We start from the raw sequence: 16,161 nt of genomic DNA, 5'->3' as shown, positions 1-16,161 counted from the left end.
CGCCATGAGCATCAATCCGGAACTCATTGTCTACGGCCTGATTTTTATTGGCGTGATCCTGTTGGTTGAAGGGATCTATCTAACAGTCTTTGGTAAATCCATCAGCCTTAACAGCCGCGTCAATCGACGGCTTGAAATGCTGGAAAAAGGCGCAGGCCGTGAACAAGTGCTGGAACAACTCCGCAAGGAAATGACCCAGCACATGAAATCAAAGTCAATTCCGCTCTATTCCTTGCTCGCTGAAAAAGCGCAGAAAGCGAATATAGCATTTTCGCCGGCTCAACTTATTCTGATGATGGCTGTGCTGAGTGTCGTTGCCTTCGTGGGACTCACGATGGGGACTGGCGCGTCTGTCGCAATTCGCGCTGGTCTTTCGGTCGTGATGGGTATTGCCGGGATTTACATCTGGGTCAACGGCAAGGCTAAAAAGCGTATGTCGATGCTCGAGGAACAACTTCCGGATGCCGTTGAACTGATGGTACGGAGCCTGCGCGTTGGCCACCCATTTACGTCAGCACTCGGAATCGTTGCACAGGAAGTGCCTGATCCATTGGGTACTGAAATGGGCGCAATTTCGGATGAAAGCGCCTATGGCCGAGATGTCGGTGAAGCGCTGAAAGCCATGGCGGAACGTATGGATATGCAGGACATGCGTTTCCTGGCGGTTGCCGTGACGATCCAGCAAACATCAGGTGGTAACCTTGCAGAAATTCTGGACGGTCTGGCCAAAGTGATCCGGTCACGCTTCAAACTGTTCCGTCGCGTGAAAGCGATCACAGCAGAGGCAAAGTGGTCAGGTATGTTCCTGTCGGTTTTCCCCCTCGCTGCACTCGTTGCTATCAACGTCATTCAGCCAAACTACTATGACGACGTGATGGAAACTTCGGTCTTCATCCCTGCCTGTCTGGTGGTTGCTGGCTTCCTTGTCGCCAACGTGTTTGTCATGCGTTCACTCGTCGACATCAAGGTTTAGGGGGACCACATAATGGAAATTATTTCACAAATCAACGAATTGCTCACAAACCAATTTGGTGAGTTCGGCCCACTTTTAGTTGTCGGAATTCTGGGCTTGTTCCTTGTTCTTCTGACTTTGCCAGTAATGCTTCGTAAAAATGAAGATCCGCTCGACAAACTTCGCAAATCACAAATTGAAGAAAAAAAACCTAAAGGAAATGCACAGAAACTTCGCTACGATACAAAAAAGGACAAGCTCGAGAAATATTCTACGTTTCTGGAACCGCAGAACGAGGAAGAATATTCAGCGGTTCGCCTGAAGCTTCTGCAAGCAGGCTACCGCAGCAAGCAAGCTGTGCGGACATACAACTTTATGCAGCTCGCCCTTGGATTGGGGTTTTTAGTTATCGGTGCGATTTTTGCTATCTTTCAAGCATCAACTGGTGACCCGTCAGCCCAAACCATTGCAATGTCAATTATTTTGCCGGGTGTCGTTGGCTACATGTTGCCAAAGTACTGGGTCAATCGCCGCGTCCAATCACGTCAGGAAGAAATAACCAATGGTTTCCCTGACGCTCTCGATATGATGCTTGTCTGTGTTGAAGCCGGTCAATCGCTTGATCAGTCCATCATACGGGTCAGTAAAGAAATTCGCGCTGGTTTCCCATCTCTTGCGGATGAGTTTGAAATTGTTTCAAACGAAGTCAAAGCAGGTAAAGACAAAGTTAGCGTTCTGAAAGACATGTCTGCGCGTGCGGGTGTAACTGATGTCGCGTCATTCGTGACCGTTTTAGTCCAATCTGCGAGTTTTGGTACCTCTATCGCCGACGCTCTTCGGGTTTATGCCTCGGAAATGCGAGATAAACGCGTCATGCGGGCAGAAGAGAAAGCAAATACCTTGCCCACCAAGATGACACTTGCCACAATGATGTTAACGGTGCCGCCGCTTCTGATCATTCTGATCGGGCCGTCGGTCTACCAAATCTCGGTAACGCTCTCGAACACAAACTTCTGAGGACATGATAAAAAACTGGGTGGCTATGATCGCGGCATTTAGCCTTTTGACCGCTTGTCAGCAGACAGGCGGTCTTGGTACGTCTGAAGACAGCCCCTTTGCCCCGACTGGTGCCTATGATCTGGACTCTTCGGTTGATGGCCTCATTGTTGGACATCGGCTCATGGCGGCCGGTGAGTATCAACTTGCGCTACGCGCCTATAACCGCGCAGCGGGTGTACAGGGCCTTAATGTTGATACGCTTTCAGCGATCGGGTCAGCCAACTTGAAACTTGGTCGTCTGGGTCAGGCAGAAAGATCACTCCGGCTTGCCGTTGAACAGGACGATAGCTTTCCGGCAGCGTGGAATAATCTAGGCGTTATCCTTATGGAAAAAGGCGAAACCGGAGAGGCCGAACAGGTTTTTCATCGCGCCTATGCGCTTGATAGTGGCGAAAGTGACTCCATTCGCGAAAATTTACGCTTAGCTATCGCAAAGAATCAAAACCCTGAATACTATGAAGGGAATAATAATATCAATTTCGAGTTGGTGCGCCGAGGCAGTAGTGAATACCTCCTGCTTTCAACACCTTAGAAGGACCGAGCAGTAAAGGACGCGAAAATGCGCCATTCTATTTTAGCGACTCTGTGCCTAACAGGGATAGTCGGCTTGTCAGCTTGTGAAAATTCTGACGACGCCGAAGTAGATCGGGCATTGGCCGATTTGAACGTTATCGACGAAAGCAACCTCAGCGACATCATGTTGACGGTAGGTGACCCAAACGAAGCGGTCGCATATTTTCAACGATCCTCTCAGCAAAATCCGGATCGGATTGACCTGAAGCGTGGGCTCGCAAAATCACTGGTCCGTGCCGGACAGCCAGATCAGGCCGTTAAGGTCTGGCGTGATGTTGTTCAGCATCCTGACGCAAACAACGATGATCGTATTGACCTGGCTGACGCGCTGATCCGCAATGGCAATTGGGATGGCGCAGAAGCCGAACTCGACAAGGTTCCACCAACTTTTGAGACTTACAAACGCTATCGCCTGGAAGCAATGATCGCTGACGGCAACGAAGAATGGGGAAAAGCTGACAGTTTTTATGAAACGGCTGTTGGGTTGACCACCACACCTTCAGGGGTTCTGAACAACTGGGGGTATTCGATGCTGACACGCGGCAATTACCCCGAAGCTGAACGTCTTTTCATCCGCGCGATCACTTACGACAAGGACCTGTTCACCGCGAAGAACAACCTTATTCTGGCCCGCGGCGCACAAGGCAACTACGATATGCCAGTTATTGAGATGACCCAGGTTGAACGCGCTCAGTTGCTTCACACCCTTGCGCTTTCGGCAATTAAGCAGGGTGACGTCACAATCGGCAAGGGTTTGCTGAAAGAAGCGATCGACACTCATCCGCAGCATTTTGAAGCGGCCGTGCGCGCCTTACGCGCATTGGAAGACAACGTTTCCAACGGCTAATGTATATTTCGGCTTCATCCGCGCTTTGGTTTTTACTATTCGCCGCCCCGATTTGTATTTGGGCGGCGAGCAGCGATATGAAAACCATGAAAATTCCAAACAAAGCAGTCCTTGCATTGATCTTTGTATTTGCAGTTGTGGGTCTCATCGCGTTGCCGCTTTCGGAATATCCGTGGCGTTACGTGCATTTACTCGTCATATTGGCGTTTGGTTTTGTCCTGAATATGGTTGGTGCGATTGGTGCAGGTGATGCAAAATTCGCCGCTGCTATGGCACCATTCGTTGCGCGGGGGGACGCGATGCTAATGATCTATTTTTTTGCCGCAGTCTTGCTTGCAGCTTTCGCAACGCACAGGCTTTTCCGCAGTGTTCCGGCGTTGCGCAACCTGACACCTAACTGGGAATCCTGGGAAAACGAGAAATTCCCTATGGGGCTGGCACTTGGCGGCGCACTCATTTTCTATCTTTCTGCGGGTGTATTCTATGGAGCTTGACGCGTAAAACTCAGCTCTTTTCCAGTAAAATATAAAGTGGCGTGCGCCGAATTTCGTTCAGGGTGGTATCGTTTCTTTCAGCAATAATCTCGAGAATCTGTTTGCGTACTTCTGTCGAAATTGGGCAAAGTGGCACCAAGAGATAATCCGCGCTCTCAAACCCCGGCAGGCCACCGTAGTACCATGGTGCACCACCAATTAACGGTAACAAACTCCCATAAAGCCAATGGCTTGAGATCAGATCTGCAGCGAAAAGACGTTTTCCTTCAGCTAACCCGGAACGCTCCAGATCCTTGACGATTGCATTGATCCACGCGGGAATACCCATTGCCAAAGTACACTCTGGCAGTTGTTCACCCAAAAGTTCCACCAGTTCCTTTCGTCCTGTCAGATCAGCATCAAAATCAAGACCTGTTTCTGGGTCATTCATGGCAACCGTTGCATCCACACGGTAAGCACGAATTTTGGCCGTCAACAGGTCTACATGTTGTGTGCTTCGTGGCAAAAGAGGTGCGTAATCTTTATTCACTGCGGCAAGGTGACGAAAAGGGCTAAACGCAAGATTGAGGAAAGAGGGTGAAGAAAATGCAATTGCTGCGGCTCCGGCCATGTTCAGCATCAGCCGCATATTCCAACCTCTCCCACTCACAACATCTGCGGCAGGGCGCAAAGCAAACAGCAGTACCGCTAACAGCAGCAGCCATTGCGGATCGTTTCCAAAATTTTGGTAGGTGACATATGCAAATCCGGGTGCCAGTAAAAGAAGAAGCAGTCCGCCCACTTGCTCCTTCGCCTGTCGTAGCAATACGACCGAAAAAATCACTAAAATCGAACTGCCCAAATACGCTGGCGCAACGACAATTGCCTGAAAACTCTCTCCGGGCTGTGGGCGCACCTCAGATTGCGCCACCGCAAGCAGATCGCGCAGATATGCGAGCCAGTATCCTGACCCTGCAAACGCGGTAATTACAAGTGCAATCATAAGGCCTGTTACAAGCGCGAAAAAGATGCTGCGGTAACTTCTGTGCAATGCCAATCCCAACAAAACCGGCACCACAAAAGCAACAAAATAGGTTACCTTGATCATCGCAAGCGCAGCCAGTGCCACCCCGATGATGATCCCGTCAATCGTTGCATTTTTATAGTGATGCTGTGGAATAACAGACAAAGAGATCGCTACAAATGCAAAAGCCCAGGCCCAACGATTATAGTGCATCGAAACCGAAAGCGACTGTTGAGCTTCGCCGTGAATCAAGGCCAGCACCAAGACCATCACGAAAAGGCAAAAAAGATATGCTATTCCGATACTTAGACGACTGATACCGATCCACCAAACGAAAGGTATAAGCACCAAAGCCATCACAATTTGCGCATAAATTACAGCGTGCCCGATTCCGAAACCAAGCTTTACAAAGGCGGCAATTGGCGCAAACGCAAGCGCGCCAATCGGCGTCATGAAATCGAGATGTGGCCATTGACCATCAGCCATTCGAAACACGATCTGCATCATGTGCAGTGTGTCACCTTCGTGCTTGGCAATGAACAGCCCGTCCTTTGCAAAGGCCAGGCCGCCCAGCACAAAGACGACTCCCAAAAGGAAGCAAAATAAGAGTACCGGATTAGGCCTTTGCGCCGTTGTGTACATTCCTGTCCCCAATCCTTTTTTAAAAGGATAACGCCGCAGACTCGCCGATGCAAAAGCCATATGCGGTTTTTGTTGTTCTAAAGCTCACAGAAGGGTAGAATCACTCTAAAACAAAGAGCAGTTAGGGTCTTTCGATGAATATGCATGCATCTACGGTTGTCGCGCCTCCCGCACCCCGAAGCCTTGCGGAGATGAACCTTCCTCCGGTTATGATGCGGGACATCCTTTTGAAAACCATGTTTCGCCAGAACGTTGAACAGGTTAGCGAAATTGCCAAAGCTATTTGTTTGCCTATTCCGGTAACTCAGGAACTGGTAGATCATGCGCGAGAACAACGCCTGCTTGAAGCAACTGGCACACTTCACGCTTCCTCGGGAAATGAAATGGGATATCAGCTGACCGATGCAGGCAAGGCCCGTGCTCTGGATGCATTGTCGCAGTCGGAATATTATGGTGCAATGCCCGTGCCGCTCGATGTCTACAAAGATCAGGTCGAGCGCCAGTCGATCAAAAACATCCAGATCACCCGTGATCAGTTGACTGGTGCAATGGGTCATCTCATTTTGCCACCTGAGTTGCTGGACCATCTTGGCCCCGCCGTCAGTTCTGGCCGTTCCATTTTGATGTACGGCCCACCTGGCAATGGTAAATCCTCTATTTCCAATGGTATTCGTGATGCGCTTGGGGACAAAATCTATGTACCCCGTGCGATAGAATATTCCGGTCAGGTCATTACCGTTTATGACCCCATCGTGCACAGCGCAGCGGAAACCCAGGAAGACGATCCAACATCGTTACGCCGGGCAAGCAATCGATATGACACACGATATGTCCGCTGTGAACGCCCAACGGTGATCACCGGTGGTGAGCTTTCGCTTTCCATGCTCGATCTTGTTTACAACCCAACGGCCCGGACCTATCAGGCGCCTTTACAGCTTAAATCCACCGGCGGTGTCTTCATCGTGGATGACCTTGGCCGTCAGGAAGAGCCGCCACAGGCTCTGATCAACCGCTGGATTGTTCCGCTTGAAGAAGGCAAGGATATTCTAGCGCTTCAATCAGGTGAAAAATTTACCGTGCCGTTTGACACGCTGGTGATTTTCTCAACCAACTTCCATCCAAATGAAATCTTCGATAGGGCGGCCCTTCGCCGGATATTCTTCAAAATCAAAATTGATGGACCAAGTCAGGAAGATTTCCTTAAGATTTTCGCAATGGTTGCCCGTAAAAAGAAAATGCAGCTTGATGAGGCAACGCTTGTCCATCTGCTAAAGAAAAAATACCCGACAATCGACAATGTTTACGCGAACTATCAACCGATATTCCTGATTGATCAGATGATGGCAATCTGTGATTTCGAAGGCATTCCCCATCAGATGACTCCTGAACTGGTTGAACGGGCCTGGGCGAACATGTTCGTCAAGGAAGAAAAGATTATTCACTGATGCTGCAAGGCATCGGTGTCGCTGGATGTGGGCGTATGGGATACCCTATGCTTGTTGCGCTTCGCGAAGCGGGGTTTGAAGCACACGGTTTTGATATACGTCCGCCGTCGGATTACAATACGCCTGTGGATGTGATGACTGACAAGCCCAAGGTTTTTGCTGAAGGCCTTCAGATTCTTATCACGGTCGTGCGCGACATTGACCAGACAGAGGACGTGCTGTTCGGCGCTCAGGGTTTCGTGGACCGCGCTGCAGATTTGGAACAGATCATTTTATGCTCGACCCTTTCACCGCGTTACACAAAAGAACTACGAGGCCGCGTTCCAGACCACATCCGTCTGATAGACGCACCTATGTCAGGTGCTCAAATTGCAGCCCAGCACAAAAAACTGTCTTTCATGTTAGGCGGCTCAATCGGTGACCTTGATCACCTTCACCCTCTGTTCACAGCAATGGGGCAGCATTTCCACAGGATGGGCCCATTTGGGGCTGGGATGTCAGCGAAGGTTCTGAACAATCTACTTGCTGCCTCTTCAACCGCAATGACGCGACTTGTGCTTGATTGGGCAGACGATGCCGGTTTGAATGAAGCTCAGTTTCTGGATCTTGTCCGCACGTCTTCGGGCCAGAACTGGTTGGCAAGCGGGTTTGAAGAAATCGAATTTGCGCGGGATGGGTATCGCGAAGACAACACAATTGGAATTCTCGTCAAAGACGTAGAAAGCGCACTTGATGGGGCGCCCGATAAAGCTGACACAACATTGCCGCGTGCTGTTCAAAATTTGATTCAAAACCTTTCTCCACGCGAAAAAAAATCTTGAAAAGATTTTTGTGAAAACTTTTTTAAAAGTTTTCGTCTCCGCTTCACTGTGATTACTCTGTGACAATGAGACGTTTGCCCCCTCTTTTTCAGGATTGGTATTCCAGCAAAGGTTGGTCTGTTCATCCGCATCAAATTGCGTTGTTAGAGCGGGCAGATGAGGCTGCGCTATTGCTCATTGCGCCCACTGGGTGCGGTAAAACTCTTGCAGGATTCCTACCAACATTGGTCGATTTATCGCCAAAATCGCACTCAGGCTTGCACACACTCTACATTTCACCGCTAAAGGCGCTGGCAGCCGACATCAGGCGGAACCTCTCTACTCCGATTTCTGAAATGTTTCTGCCAATCCGCGTTGAGGACCGAACGGGCGACACGCCTCAATCACGCAAGAAACGTCAACGCGCTGATCCGCCCCATATCTTGCTTACGACACCTGAAAGTCTTGCGTTGCTTTTATCGTACGAAGATGCGCCCCGCATTTTTTCGGGTCTCAAGCGTGTCGTGATCGACGAGATTCACGCACTTGCTGAAAGCAAACGCGGTGATCAACTCATGCTCGCGCTCAGCCGTCTGCAAGCTCTCTGTCCGGGCATGACGCGCGTGGGGTTGTCCGCGACCGTTGAGAGCCCGACATCCATTGCGCGTTATCTGGCTTGTGCACCAAAACAATGCAGCATCCTGCAAGCAGACCCCGGCCCGGACCCGGACATCCAGATGCTTGAAACTGAGGAAGAGCCTCCATGGTCAGGCGGAGGAGCGAAATACGCAATTCCTGCAGTTCTTCGCCAAATAAAACAACACAATACGACGCTGGTTTTTCATAACACCCGGGCACAGGCGGAAATCTTCTTTCATAATCTCTGGCTCGCAAATGACGAAGCGCTTCCTATCGGTATCCATCATGGATCCCTCGCCCGCGAGCAACGCGAAAAAGTTGAAGCAGCGATGGTGAGAGGTGACCTGCGTGCAATCGTCTGCACCGGAAGCCTCGATCTGGGAATAGATTGGGGGGATGTCGATCTGGTAGTTCAAATAGGCGCCCCCAAGAATGTGAAGCGTCTTGTTCAGCGTATTGGGCGCGCCAACCACAGGTACAATGCGCCGTCAAAGGCGCTTCTCGTTCCTGCAAACAGGTTTGAAGTTGTCGAATGTATCGCTGCACTTGAAGCGGTGCAGGCGCATGACCTTGATGGCGAGCCGCAAGGCCCCGGCCCGCGCGACGTCTTGTGCCAGCATATTCTAATCCGCGCGGCGGCTGGGCCATTTGAAGCCGAACGCCTTTATGAAGAAATCAAAACGGTTGGTGCCTACAGCTCGCTTAGCCGATCCAGTTTTGAAGATTGCCTGAATTTCTGCGCAACAGGCGGCTACGCGTTACGATCTTACGACCAATGGCAAAGGTTGCAAAAACGTCCAGATGGGTTGTGGCAATTACGCGACCCGCGTGCGACCCAGCGTATCCGTATGAACATAGGAACTATTCAAGACACCGATACACTTAAGGTCAGACTAAAGGGTAGCCGTGGTGGAAAACCTTTAGGCGAAATTGAAGAAAGTTTTGCCGCTGCCCTGACGCCAGGCGACACTTTTTTGATAGGCGGACAGATTGTCCGTTACGATTCACTGCGGGAAATGGTTGTCCAGGTCACACGTGATCGCGGTCGCAAACCCAAGATCGCTACATTTACCGGAACCAAATTTGCGACTTCAACTCAACTATCTGCCCGTATACTTGCGATGTTCCGTCAGGAAGACTGGCCACAACTGCCACAACATACGGCTGAGTGGCTTAAACTACAGCGCAAGGTTTCGAAACTGCCCGAAGCTAATAGGCTGCTTGTTGAAACATTCCCCCATGACAATAGACAACACCTGTGCGTTTACGGTTTTTCCGGGCGAAATGCGCAACAGACCCTGGGCTTGTTGCTTACACAGCGAATGGAAGCAGAGGGATTGAACCCATTAGGGTTTGTGGCAACCGACTACGCGACGCTTATCTGGGGGCTTGATCTGGTTGCAAACCCCACACCACTTTTCACTCTCAAAAACCTTCGTGGCGGTTTGGAAAACTGGCTTGCGGGTAATGCTGTTATGAAACGCACGTTTAAAGGCGTCGCTACGATCGCCGGTCTGATAGATCGCAACATGCCAGGTGCGCGCAAATCTGGCCGGCAAGCAACGTTTTCCTCAGACATTCTTTACGACACGCTGCGCAAATATGATCCTGATCATCTCATGCTCAAAATCACGCGGGAAGAAGCCTTGAGAGGTTTGGTCGATTTTCGTCGCATCGAAGAAATGTTATCTCGAACAGCTGGTCAAATCGATCATGTTGCACTTGACCGAGTAACACCTCTGGCTGCACCCCTTCTGCTGGAAATCGGAAAAGTTCCAATCAAAGGCGCTGCCGAAGACCGCCTGCTTGCAGAAGAGACCAAAGCCCTGATGCGTGAAGCGGGTCTAACCTAAAAGCTTGCAAAGTTTCTGAAAATGCGCATTTTGAACAAATCATGAACACTTATACTTTCACGCTTGCAGGCGCAAAATTGGTGGCACTTCCGTCAGGTGCATTGTGGTGGCCGGACGAAGCATTGCTTTGCGTTTCAGACTTGCATCTGGGAAAGTCAGAAAGGATCGCGCGAAATGGCGGGGCTCTTTTACCGCCCTATGAAACGCGCGATACACTGTTCAGGCTTGATGCGGATATTCGCGAAACTACCCCAAGGACTGTGGTTTGCCTGGGAGATAGCTTTGACGATCTTGATGCAGCAAACGCGCTAACGGAAGAACAAACGCTCTGGATTACGAGGCTGATGGCAGGGCGTCGGTGGATCTGGATCGAAGGAAACCACGATCCGGGCCCGATTGACTTTGGCGGTATGCATCTTGCCGAATTACACACCCCACCCTTGTACTTTCGCCATATTGCGCGTTTTGGAACGAGCGCAGAAGTTTCTGGACATTTTCACCCAAAAGCAAGTGTTTCTCGCCGGGGTCACCGGCTGACGCGCCCATGTTTCTTGCTTGATAGCGACCGGGTTATTTTACCAGCCTACGGAACGTATACTGGGGGGTTGCACAGCGACCATGAAGCATTAAACAAACTTATGCGTGCAGAGGCCCTAGCTATTCTTCTGGCCAAGCCGCCACATCCTATCCCCATGCCACGTTCCTAAAGTAAACCGGCGGCTTCGACGTTGTGCCGGTATTTCCTGCTCACCGGTACCTTTACGCCATCGTTCATAATAACGAATGGGCGACCTTTCTCCATGACGACGTCTGCGATCGCCCTGCGCGCGACCCAATGTGATCTGTGAATGCAAAACCCTTCAACACCTTCAACTTCGTCAGCTGCATCCCGAAACCGCATCAACAATGAATGCATGCCTTTATCGGTGTACACATCGACATAGTGATCCCGCACAGTAATGCGGATCAACGGGCCTTGCATGTCTGTTGGCAGGCGCTGAATCAACCTGGATTCAGTCGAATCGGATGCTGGTTTGGCTGCATTCAAATAATCTAACTTTTGCGTCCCCATACAAAGTGCTGCCGCCGTCAAAACAATTGTTCCAATTGGTAAATCTGTCCCAAATGGCGATGGATTTAACGCGCAAGCGACAATTGTGGTTGGAGTGAACAGAAGAACAAACAAAGTGGTCGCAGCGACAGCTGACATTGTAAACGACAGGTCAGGCCACAAATGTTTGACCCCAATTTTTACTCCCTCGCTAAAAATCAGAGCTGTACCGATCAGGCTCGCCCAATAAAGGCTTCGCGACAACAAGCTGGTTTCCAAGTAGGTTCCAAATGGTCCGGTGACCGCCGCAATCAAAGACAAAAGCATCCAGACCGCTAGGCAATTCCGGGCAAAAACTGCGCTCTTTAATGACCAAAAATATGACTTCATACTCAAACCAAAAAACTAGATATCGCCTAATACGTATATAAATCATATCCTTAGAGCAACCCATTGCAATCTTTGGGTCCGATAACGAAAATCAATCGCCTATTCCGAGCAATTAAGGACCTTCAACCAATGCAGTTCGAACCAAAAGCCAGAGATTTCAAAGCCCGTGTGCGAGCAAGTTTTGCTGCTCAGGGAATGATGAACACGCTTCAGGCAAAGCTCGAAAAGGTAGACGCAGGTCAATGCAAAATTACCGCGCCAATTATACCCAAAACCGGACAACAACACGGATTTGCCCATGCTGGATTAAGTTTTTCAATTGGGGACAGCGCCGCCGGCTATGCAGCGCTATCACTAATGGACAGCCTTAGCGAAGTTGTGACCGCCGAAATCAAAATAAACCTCATCGCACCCGCAAAGGGGGATCATCTGGAAGCTATTGGTAAGGTCATTCGTCCGGGCAATCGCCTGTTCACGGTGCAAAGTGATGTTTATGCGATTGATGGTTCGATCCGCACTCATATTGCGATCTTGCTTGGGACGATGGTCGCTGTAAGAACAGCCTAACCGAAACCGGACTAGCAATTTGCACCAATAAACACTCTGCCAGTGTTCCAAAACAACACGAGCAAAGTAACACTAAAACTTTTTCAGTTTATGCTGTCAGCCCTTCTGGTTCCATCAGACCGTTTGCACGGCAACAAGCCGTTAGAGTATTCGCCAGCAAGCAAGCAATTGTCATCGGCCCGACACCACCCGGAACTGGCGTGATCGCCCCCGCAACCTTGGAGACCGACTCAAAGTCAACATCACCCACCAGTTTGGTTTTGCCATCTTCCTTTTCGATGCGGTTAATACCCACATCAATTACTGTCGCGCCTTCACGAATCCAGTCGCCCGGCACCATTTCTGGCCGGCCAACCGCTGCGACTACTATGTCGGCCCGACGTACAACCTCTGGCAAATCTTTCGTGCGGCTGTGAGCGATCGTAACTGTGCAGCTATCACCCAACAGTAGTTGCGCCATTGGTTTGCCAACAATATTGGACCGCCCGATAACAACCGCGTTCAGACCGGACAAAGAGCCATGATAGTCGCGCAGCATCATCAAACACCCAAGCGGCGTACAGGGCACCATCGATCTTTGACCGGTCCCCAGCAAACCAACATTGGAGATATGAAAACCGTCAACATCTTTCGCGGGATCGATAGAATTGATCACCAGGTCTTCGTTCAAATGTTTTGGCAGCGGAAGCTGAACCAAAATTCCGTGAATTGACGCATCATTATTCAATTGGTCAATCAATGCGAGCAGATCGGCCTCGGAGGTTTCTGCGTCAAGCTTATGCTCAACCGATTTCATACCGACCTCGACGGTTTGTTTACCTTTTGAGCGCACATAAACCTGGCTCGCCGGGTCTTCGCCTACCAGAACAACCGCCAAACCGGGGGTAATCCCGTCTTCTTCTTTTATGCGCGTTACGTGGCTTTTGACCTTTTCGCGCACAGTGGCTGCAAAGGCTTTACCGTCGATGATTTTGGCAGACATTCAGTTCTCCTTAGTCGGCGGGCACGCTTGGGCCCAGTATCTTTTCCTCACGCGAAATCGACCAGTCGATCAACTTACGCCAAAGTTCCTCAGCCAGGTCCGGATCAAGGCCTCTGCCTCCGGCGCACCGCCTGACGTTGGTCACAACTTCTTCTACCCGACTTCCTATTCGCGCAGGCAGCCCATCGCCGGTTTTAAGCACCGCCGCCCGGTCAATATAGGCGGCGCGTTGTGCTAACAAATCAATCAGGTTCTGGTCTAGTGCATCAATGGCCAAACGTAGCTCAGCCATTGTTTTACAGTCTTGTGGGGCACGCATTCGATCTTATCACTTTATTTAGTTTTCCGATCTCTAATAGCGTGCCCTTCCAATTTGTGAAACGCCTTAGAACAGGCCTTCAATCTGATTATCTGCGTTCAGCATGATTGCTTCCGCCGATGGTACACGCGGCAGACCAGGCATCGTCATAATCTCACCACAAATAACCACAACAAAACCAGCACCAGCAGACAGCCTGACTTCGCGAACAGGCACCGAGTGGCCAGTAGGTGCACCGCGCAAGGTTGGATCCGTCGAGAAACTATACTGGGTTTTCGCCATACAGATCGGAAGGTTGCCATAGCCCTGATCTTCCCAATCTTTCAATTGGTTGCGAATTTTCTGGTCCGCAAGAACATCATCCGCACGGTAGATACGTTTTGCGATGGTTTCGATTTTCTCCATCAGCGGCATGTCGTCCGGGTAGATGGGTGCAAAGCTAGCCATATCTGCATCCGCAATTTCGGCAACACGCTTTGCCAAATTCTCTGAACCTTCCGACCCAAGCTCCCAATGCCGTGAAAGAATCGCTTCGGAGCCATGGTTGGTAACATAGGCTTTGATCGCTTCAACCTCAGCATCGGTGTCTGTGACAAAGTGGTTGATCGCAACCACAACTGGCACACCAAAGCTTTTAAGGTTTTCGATGTGACGGCCAAGGTTTGCGCAGCCATCTTTCACTGCATTGACGTTCTCTGCACCGAGGTCAGCTTTCAGAACTCCACCGTTCATCTTCATCGCGCGCACAGTTGCCACAAGAACAACAACTGACGGCGCGATTCCTGCTTTACGGCATTTGATGTTCATAAATTTCTCAGCACCTAAGTCAGCACCAAAGCCTGCTTCGGTCACGACGTAGTCTGCCAATTTCAAAGCTGTTTTAGTTGCGATAACCGAGTTACAGCCATGCGCGATATTAGCGAATGGTCCACCGTGTACAAAGGCAGGGTTGTTTTCAAGAGTCTGCACCAGATTAGGTTGCATCGCATCCTTCAGCAAAACGGTCATTGCGCCGTCTGCCTTAATGTCACGACAGTAGACCGGACTCCTGTCACGACGGTAGGCAACAATGATATCACCAAGTCGTTTTTGCAGGTCTTCCAGATTATTTGAAAGACAAAGTATTGCCATGACTTCAGAAGCCACTGTGATATCGAAACCCGCTTCGCGAGGGAAACCGTTGGAAACACCACCAAGGCTTGCCGTGATCTGGCGAAGTGCGCGATCGTTCATGTCGACAACACGGCGCCACGCGACACGGCGGGTGTCAATCTCAAGGCTGTTACCCCAATAGATGTGGTTGTCAATCATCGCGCTGAGCAAGTTATGTGCGCTGGTGATGGCATGAAAGTCACCTGTGAAATGCAGGTTCATGTCTTCCATCGGAATAACCTGAGCGTATCCACCGCCGGCGGCCCCACCTTTCATACCGAAACATGGGCCAAGCGACGCTTCGCGGATACAAATAGCTGCTTTTTTACCAATCCGGTTCAGACCATCACCCAAACCAACAGTGGTTGTGGTTTTACCCTCGCCAGCTGGGGTTGGGTTAATCGCCGTAACAAGGATCAGTTTGCCCGTTTTGTTATTCTGAACAGAGTCAATAAATTCCTGGCTGAGTTTGGCCTTGTCGTGACCGTAAGGCAGCAGATGATCTGAACCAATTCCAAGCTTCGCGCCGATTTCTTGAATCGGGCGTTTGGATGCCTCGCGTGCAATTTCAATATCCGTCTTATAGCTCATGGGTCCCCCCTAAATTCCAATGAAGCAGCCGCAGGCCACTTGTCTACACCTGCATACCGAGCCTTGACGAAAGGGATAGGCGCATTTCCGACATATCCGACACCGGAATCGTCGGAGCCGCTTTTGCAGTGTCTCTTATTGGAAACAACGCGGGGCGAATTACCTTTTCAGGAAGTGTCACCCTGCCAGGCTGGCTGATCTGGAATGTGCAGCGTGAGCTTGTCTCCGACGCATAGTCTGCCTTCGCGTTCTACCCAGGCTGTTACGCCCCGTCTTGCTTTAGCGGCAGTTCTGAAAAGTCCGCCTGCATCAGGGTGCACGTTCTCAATTACTTTGACAGGCAGGTGGCAAGGGCCATTTTCCAAGTCAATCGTAATTGATGTCCCGTTTTCTGCAATCAATCGTGAAGACGGCGGCACATGTGTAAAATTGGGAACTCCGCTAATTATCATGGAAGCCCCAATCAATGTTGGGTCCAGTTTGCCTATCATCATTTCCGCGGCAACTACATCAAGTTCCTCTGCTGAGAGAATGGATAGCTGTCTCGTATTTTTGATTTCCGTGCCCACTGGATATTGCGCACTCACCCGCGAACACGATGGTCGTGTCAGCCCCGAATGAGATTCGCCGCGAAATCCCGAGAATTGTGCAATCACCTCCTGTTGTGGCTCTGAGACAATGCTTTGTTCGCGGTCAGGCACCAAGCCAAGCCAAGTAATCTCAGCAACAATATCAGTCTTTGAAAGCCCCGCCATTATTTGCGCTCCGTTATCTTCTTCGATGTAATTTTTCACAACGTCGC

General features: G+C 50.4%; 16 protein-coding genes. 10 read left to right on the top strand and 6 right to left on the bottom strand.

The features are described from left to right. Positions 1–4: 4 nt before the first annotated feature. The 5 genes from MWU63_RS04280 to MWU63_RS04260 are packed head-to-tail and all read left to right on the top strand — an operon-like array spanning position 5 to position 3,925. Positions 5–973: a type II secretion system F family protein gene (locus MWU63_RS04280; protein ID WP_213887562.1), complete on the top strand. Its 969-nt coding sequence runs from the start codon at positions 5–7 to the stop codon at positions 971–973. Positions 974–985: 12 nt separating this feature from the next. After that, entirely contained in the window at positions 986–1,969 is a 984-nt protein-coding gene (locus MWU63_RS04275) for a type II secretion system F family protein (protein ID WP_213887561.1), read from the top strand. Positions 1,970–1,994: 25 nt separating this feature from the next. After that, complete coding sequence (locus MWU63_RS04270) at positions 1,995–2,543, top strand: tetratricopeptide repeat protein (RefSeq protein WP_213887560.1); 549 nt, start codon at positions 1,995–1,997, stop codon at positions 2,541–2,543. A gap of 27 nt (positions 2,544–2,570) precedes the next feature. Continuing rightward, positions 2,571–3,431 (top strand): tetratricopeptide repeat protein, encoded by an 861-nt coding sequence (locus tag MWU63_RS04265; RefSeq protein WP_213887559.1) that lies wholly within the window; start codon positions 2,571–2,573, stop codon positions 3,429–3,431. Beyond that, positions 3,431–3,925, top strand: coding sequence for a prepilin peptidase (locus MWU63_RS04260; protein WP_213887558.1), 495 nt, complete (start codon positions 3,431–3,433; stop codon positions 3,923–3,925). The genes MWU63_RS04265 and MWU63_RS04260 overlap by 1 nt, the downstream gene beginning before the upstream one ends. A 10-nt stretch (positions 3,926–3,935) precedes the next feature. Here MWU63_RS04260 and MWU63_RS04255 read toward each other — a convergent pair whose 3' ends face one another. After that, positions 3,936–5,504 carry a hypothetical protein gene (locus MWU63_RS04255; RefSeq protein WP_213887557.1) on the bottom strand — a complete coding sequence of 523 codons (1,569 nt, stop codon included), beginning with the start codon at positions 5,502–5,504 and terminating at the stop codon, positions 3,936–3,938. 200 nt (positions 5,505–5,704) lie between these two features. On the opposite strand from MWU63_RS04255, the gene MWU63_RS04250 reads away from it, so the two are divergent. The 4 genes from MWU63_RS04250 to pdeM all read left to right on the top strand — a co-directional run bounded on the left by MWU63_RS04250 (position 5,705) and on the right by pdeM (position 11,014). Further along, on the top strand, positions 5,705–7,015 hold the full coding sequence (locus tag MWU63_RS04250; RefSeq protein ID WP_213887556.1) for an ATPase: 1,311 nt from the start codon (positions 5,705–5,707) through the stop codon (positions 7,013–7,015). Then, positions 7,015–7,836 (top strand): NAD(P)-binding domain-containing protein, encoded by an 822-nt coding sequence (locus MWU63_RS04245; protein ID WP_213887555.1) that lies wholly within the window; start codon positions 7,015–7,017, stop codon positions 7,834–7,836. Before MWU63_RS04250 ends, MWU63_RS04245 begins: the two co-directional genes overlap by 1 nt. A gap of 65 nt (positions 7,837–7,901) precedes the next feature. Next, positions 7,902–10,307, top strand: coding sequence for a ligase-associated DNA damage response DEXH box helicase (locus tag MWU63_RS04240; protein WP_213887772.1), 2,406 nt, complete (start codon positions 7,902–7,904; stop codon positions 10,305–10,307). Positions 10,308–10,348: 41 nt separating this feature from the next. Then, complete coding sequence (pdeM, locus tag MWU63_RS04235; RefSeq protein WP_213887554.1) at positions 10,349–11,014, top strand: ligase-associated DNA damage response endonuclease PdeM; 666 nt, start codon at positions 10,349–10,351, stop codon at positions 11,012–11,014. Here pdeM and MWU63_RS04230 read toward each other — a convergent pair. Then, on the bottom strand, positions 11,011–11,685 hold the full coding sequence (locus MWU63_RS04230) for a LytTR family DNA-binding domain-containing protein (RefSeq protein ID WP_213887553.1): 675 nt from the start codon (positions 11,683–11,685) through the stop codon (positions 11,011–11,013). The two genes, pdeM and MWU63_RS04230, sit on opposite strands and share 4 nt — an antisense overlap. Positions 11,686–11,877: 192 nt before the next feature. On the opposite strand from MWU63_RS04230, the gene MWU63_RS04225 reads away from it, so the two are divergent. After that, positions 11,878–12,315, top strand: a complete 438-nt coding sequence (locus tag MWU63_RS04225; RefSeq protein WP_213887552.1) for a PaaI family thioesterase — start codon at positions 11,878–11,880, stop codon at positions 12,313–12,315. Between the two features lie 88 nt (positions 12,316–12,403). On the opposite strand, the gene folD is transcribed toward MWU63_RS04225, so the two are convergent. The 4 genes from folD to MWU63_RS04205 all read right to left on the bottom strand — a co-directional run bounded on the left by folD (position 12,404) and on the right by MWU63_RS04205 (position 16,114). After that, complete coding sequence (folD, locus tag MWU63_RS04220; protein ID WP_213887551.1) at positions 12,404–13,297, bottom strand: bifunctional methylenetetrahydrofolate dehydrogenase/methenyltetrahydrofolate cyclohydrolase FolD; 894 nt, start codon at positions 13,295–13,297, stop codon at positions 12,404–12,406. Positions 13,298–13,307: 10 nt separating this feature from the next. Beyond that, on the bottom strand, positions 13,308–13,616 hold the full coding sequence (locus MWU63_RS04215) for a chorismate mutase (protein WP_213887550.1): 309 nt from the start codon (positions 13,614–13,616) through the stop codon (positions 13,308–13,310). A gap of 66 nt (positions 13,617–13,682) precedes the next feature. Next, a complete protein-coding gene (locus MWU63_RS04210) occupies positions 13,683–15,359 on the bottom strand; it encodes a formate--tetrahydrofolate ligase (RefSeq protein WP_247077037.1) in 1,677 nt (558 codons plus the stop codon). A gap of 167 nt (positions 15,360–15,526) precedes the next feature. Continuing rightward, positions 15,527–16,114 carry an MOSC domain-containing protein gene (locus MWU63_RS04205; protein WP_247077035.1) on the bottom strand — a complete coding sequence of 196 codons (588 nt, stop codon included), beginning with the start codon at positions 16,112–16,114 and terminating at the stop codon, positions 15,527–15,529. Positions 16,115–16,161 lie beyond the last annotated feature (47 nt).

Origin of the sequence: Pseudohalocynthiibacter sp. F2068, assembly GCF_023015645.1 — a bacterium.
GTDB classification, from domain to species: domain Bacteria; phylum Pseudomonadota; class Alphaproteobacteria; order Rhodobacterales; family Rhodobacteraceae; genus Pseudohalocynthiibacter; species Pseudohalocynthiibacter aestuariivivens.
Note: the sequence above shows the minus strand (reverse complement) of the source record. Positions and strands in the feature narration are given on the sequence as shown.

Coding starts and splice junctions, on each gene's coding strand:
- MWU63_RS04250 (WP_213887556.1), top strand. CDS start 5,705: ATGAATATGCATGCATCTACGGTTGTCGCGCCTCCCGCACCCCGAAGC.
- MWU63_RS04275 (WP_213887561.1), top strand. CDS start 986: ATGGAAATTATTTCACAAATCAACGAATTGCTCACAAACCAATTTGGT.
- pdeM (WP_213887554.1), top strand. CDS start 10,349: ATGAACACTTATACTTTCACGCTTGCAGGCGCAAAATTGGTGGCACTT.
- MWU63_RS04225 (WP_213887552.1), top strand. CDS start 11,878: ATGCAGTTCGAACCAAAAGCCAGAGATTTCAAAGCCCGTGTGCGAGCA.
- MWU63_RS04240 (WP_213887772.1), top strand. CDS start 7,902: ATGAGACGTTTGCCCCCTCTTTTTCAGGATTGGTATTCCAGCAAAGGT.
- MWU63_RS04230 (WP_213887553.1), bottom strand. CDS start 11,685: ATGCTTTTGTCTTTGATTGCGGCGGTCACCGGACCATTTGGAACCTAC.
- MWU63_RS04215 (WP_213887550.1), bottom strand. CDS start 13,616: ATGCGTGCCCCACAAGACTGTAAAACAATGGCTGAGCTACGTTTGGCC.
- MWU63_RS04270 (WP_213887560.1), top strand. CDS start 1,995: ATGATCGCGGCATTTAGCCTTTTGACCGCTTGTCAGCAGACAGGCGGT.
- MWU63_RS04245 (WP_213887555.1), top strand. CDS start 7,015: ATGCTGCAAGGCATCGGTGTCGCTGGATGTGGGCGTATGGGATACCCT.
- MWU63_RS04205 (WP_247077035.1), bottom strand. CDS start 16,114: ATGGCGGGGCTTTCAAAGACTGATATTGTTGCTGAGATTACTTGGCTT.
- MWU63_RS04280 (WP_213887562.1), top strand. CDS start 5: ATGAGCATCAATCCGGAACTCATTGTCTACGGCCTGATTTTTATTGGC.
- MWU63_RS04260 (WP_213887558.1), top strand. CDS start 3,431: ATGTATATTTCGGCTTCATCCGCGCTTTGGTTTTTACTATTCGCCGCC.
- MWU63_RS04210 (WP_247077037.1), bottom strand. CDS start 15,359: ATGAGCTATAAGACGGATATTGAAATTGCACGCGAGGCATCCAAACGC.
- MWU63_RS04265 (WP_213887559.1), top strand. CDS start 2,571: ATGCGCCATTCTATTTTAGCGACTCTGTGCCTAACAGGGATAGTCGGC.
- folD (WP_213887551.1), bottom strand. CDS start 13,297: ATGTCTGCCAAAATCATCGACGGTAAAGCCTTTGCAGCCACTGTGCGC.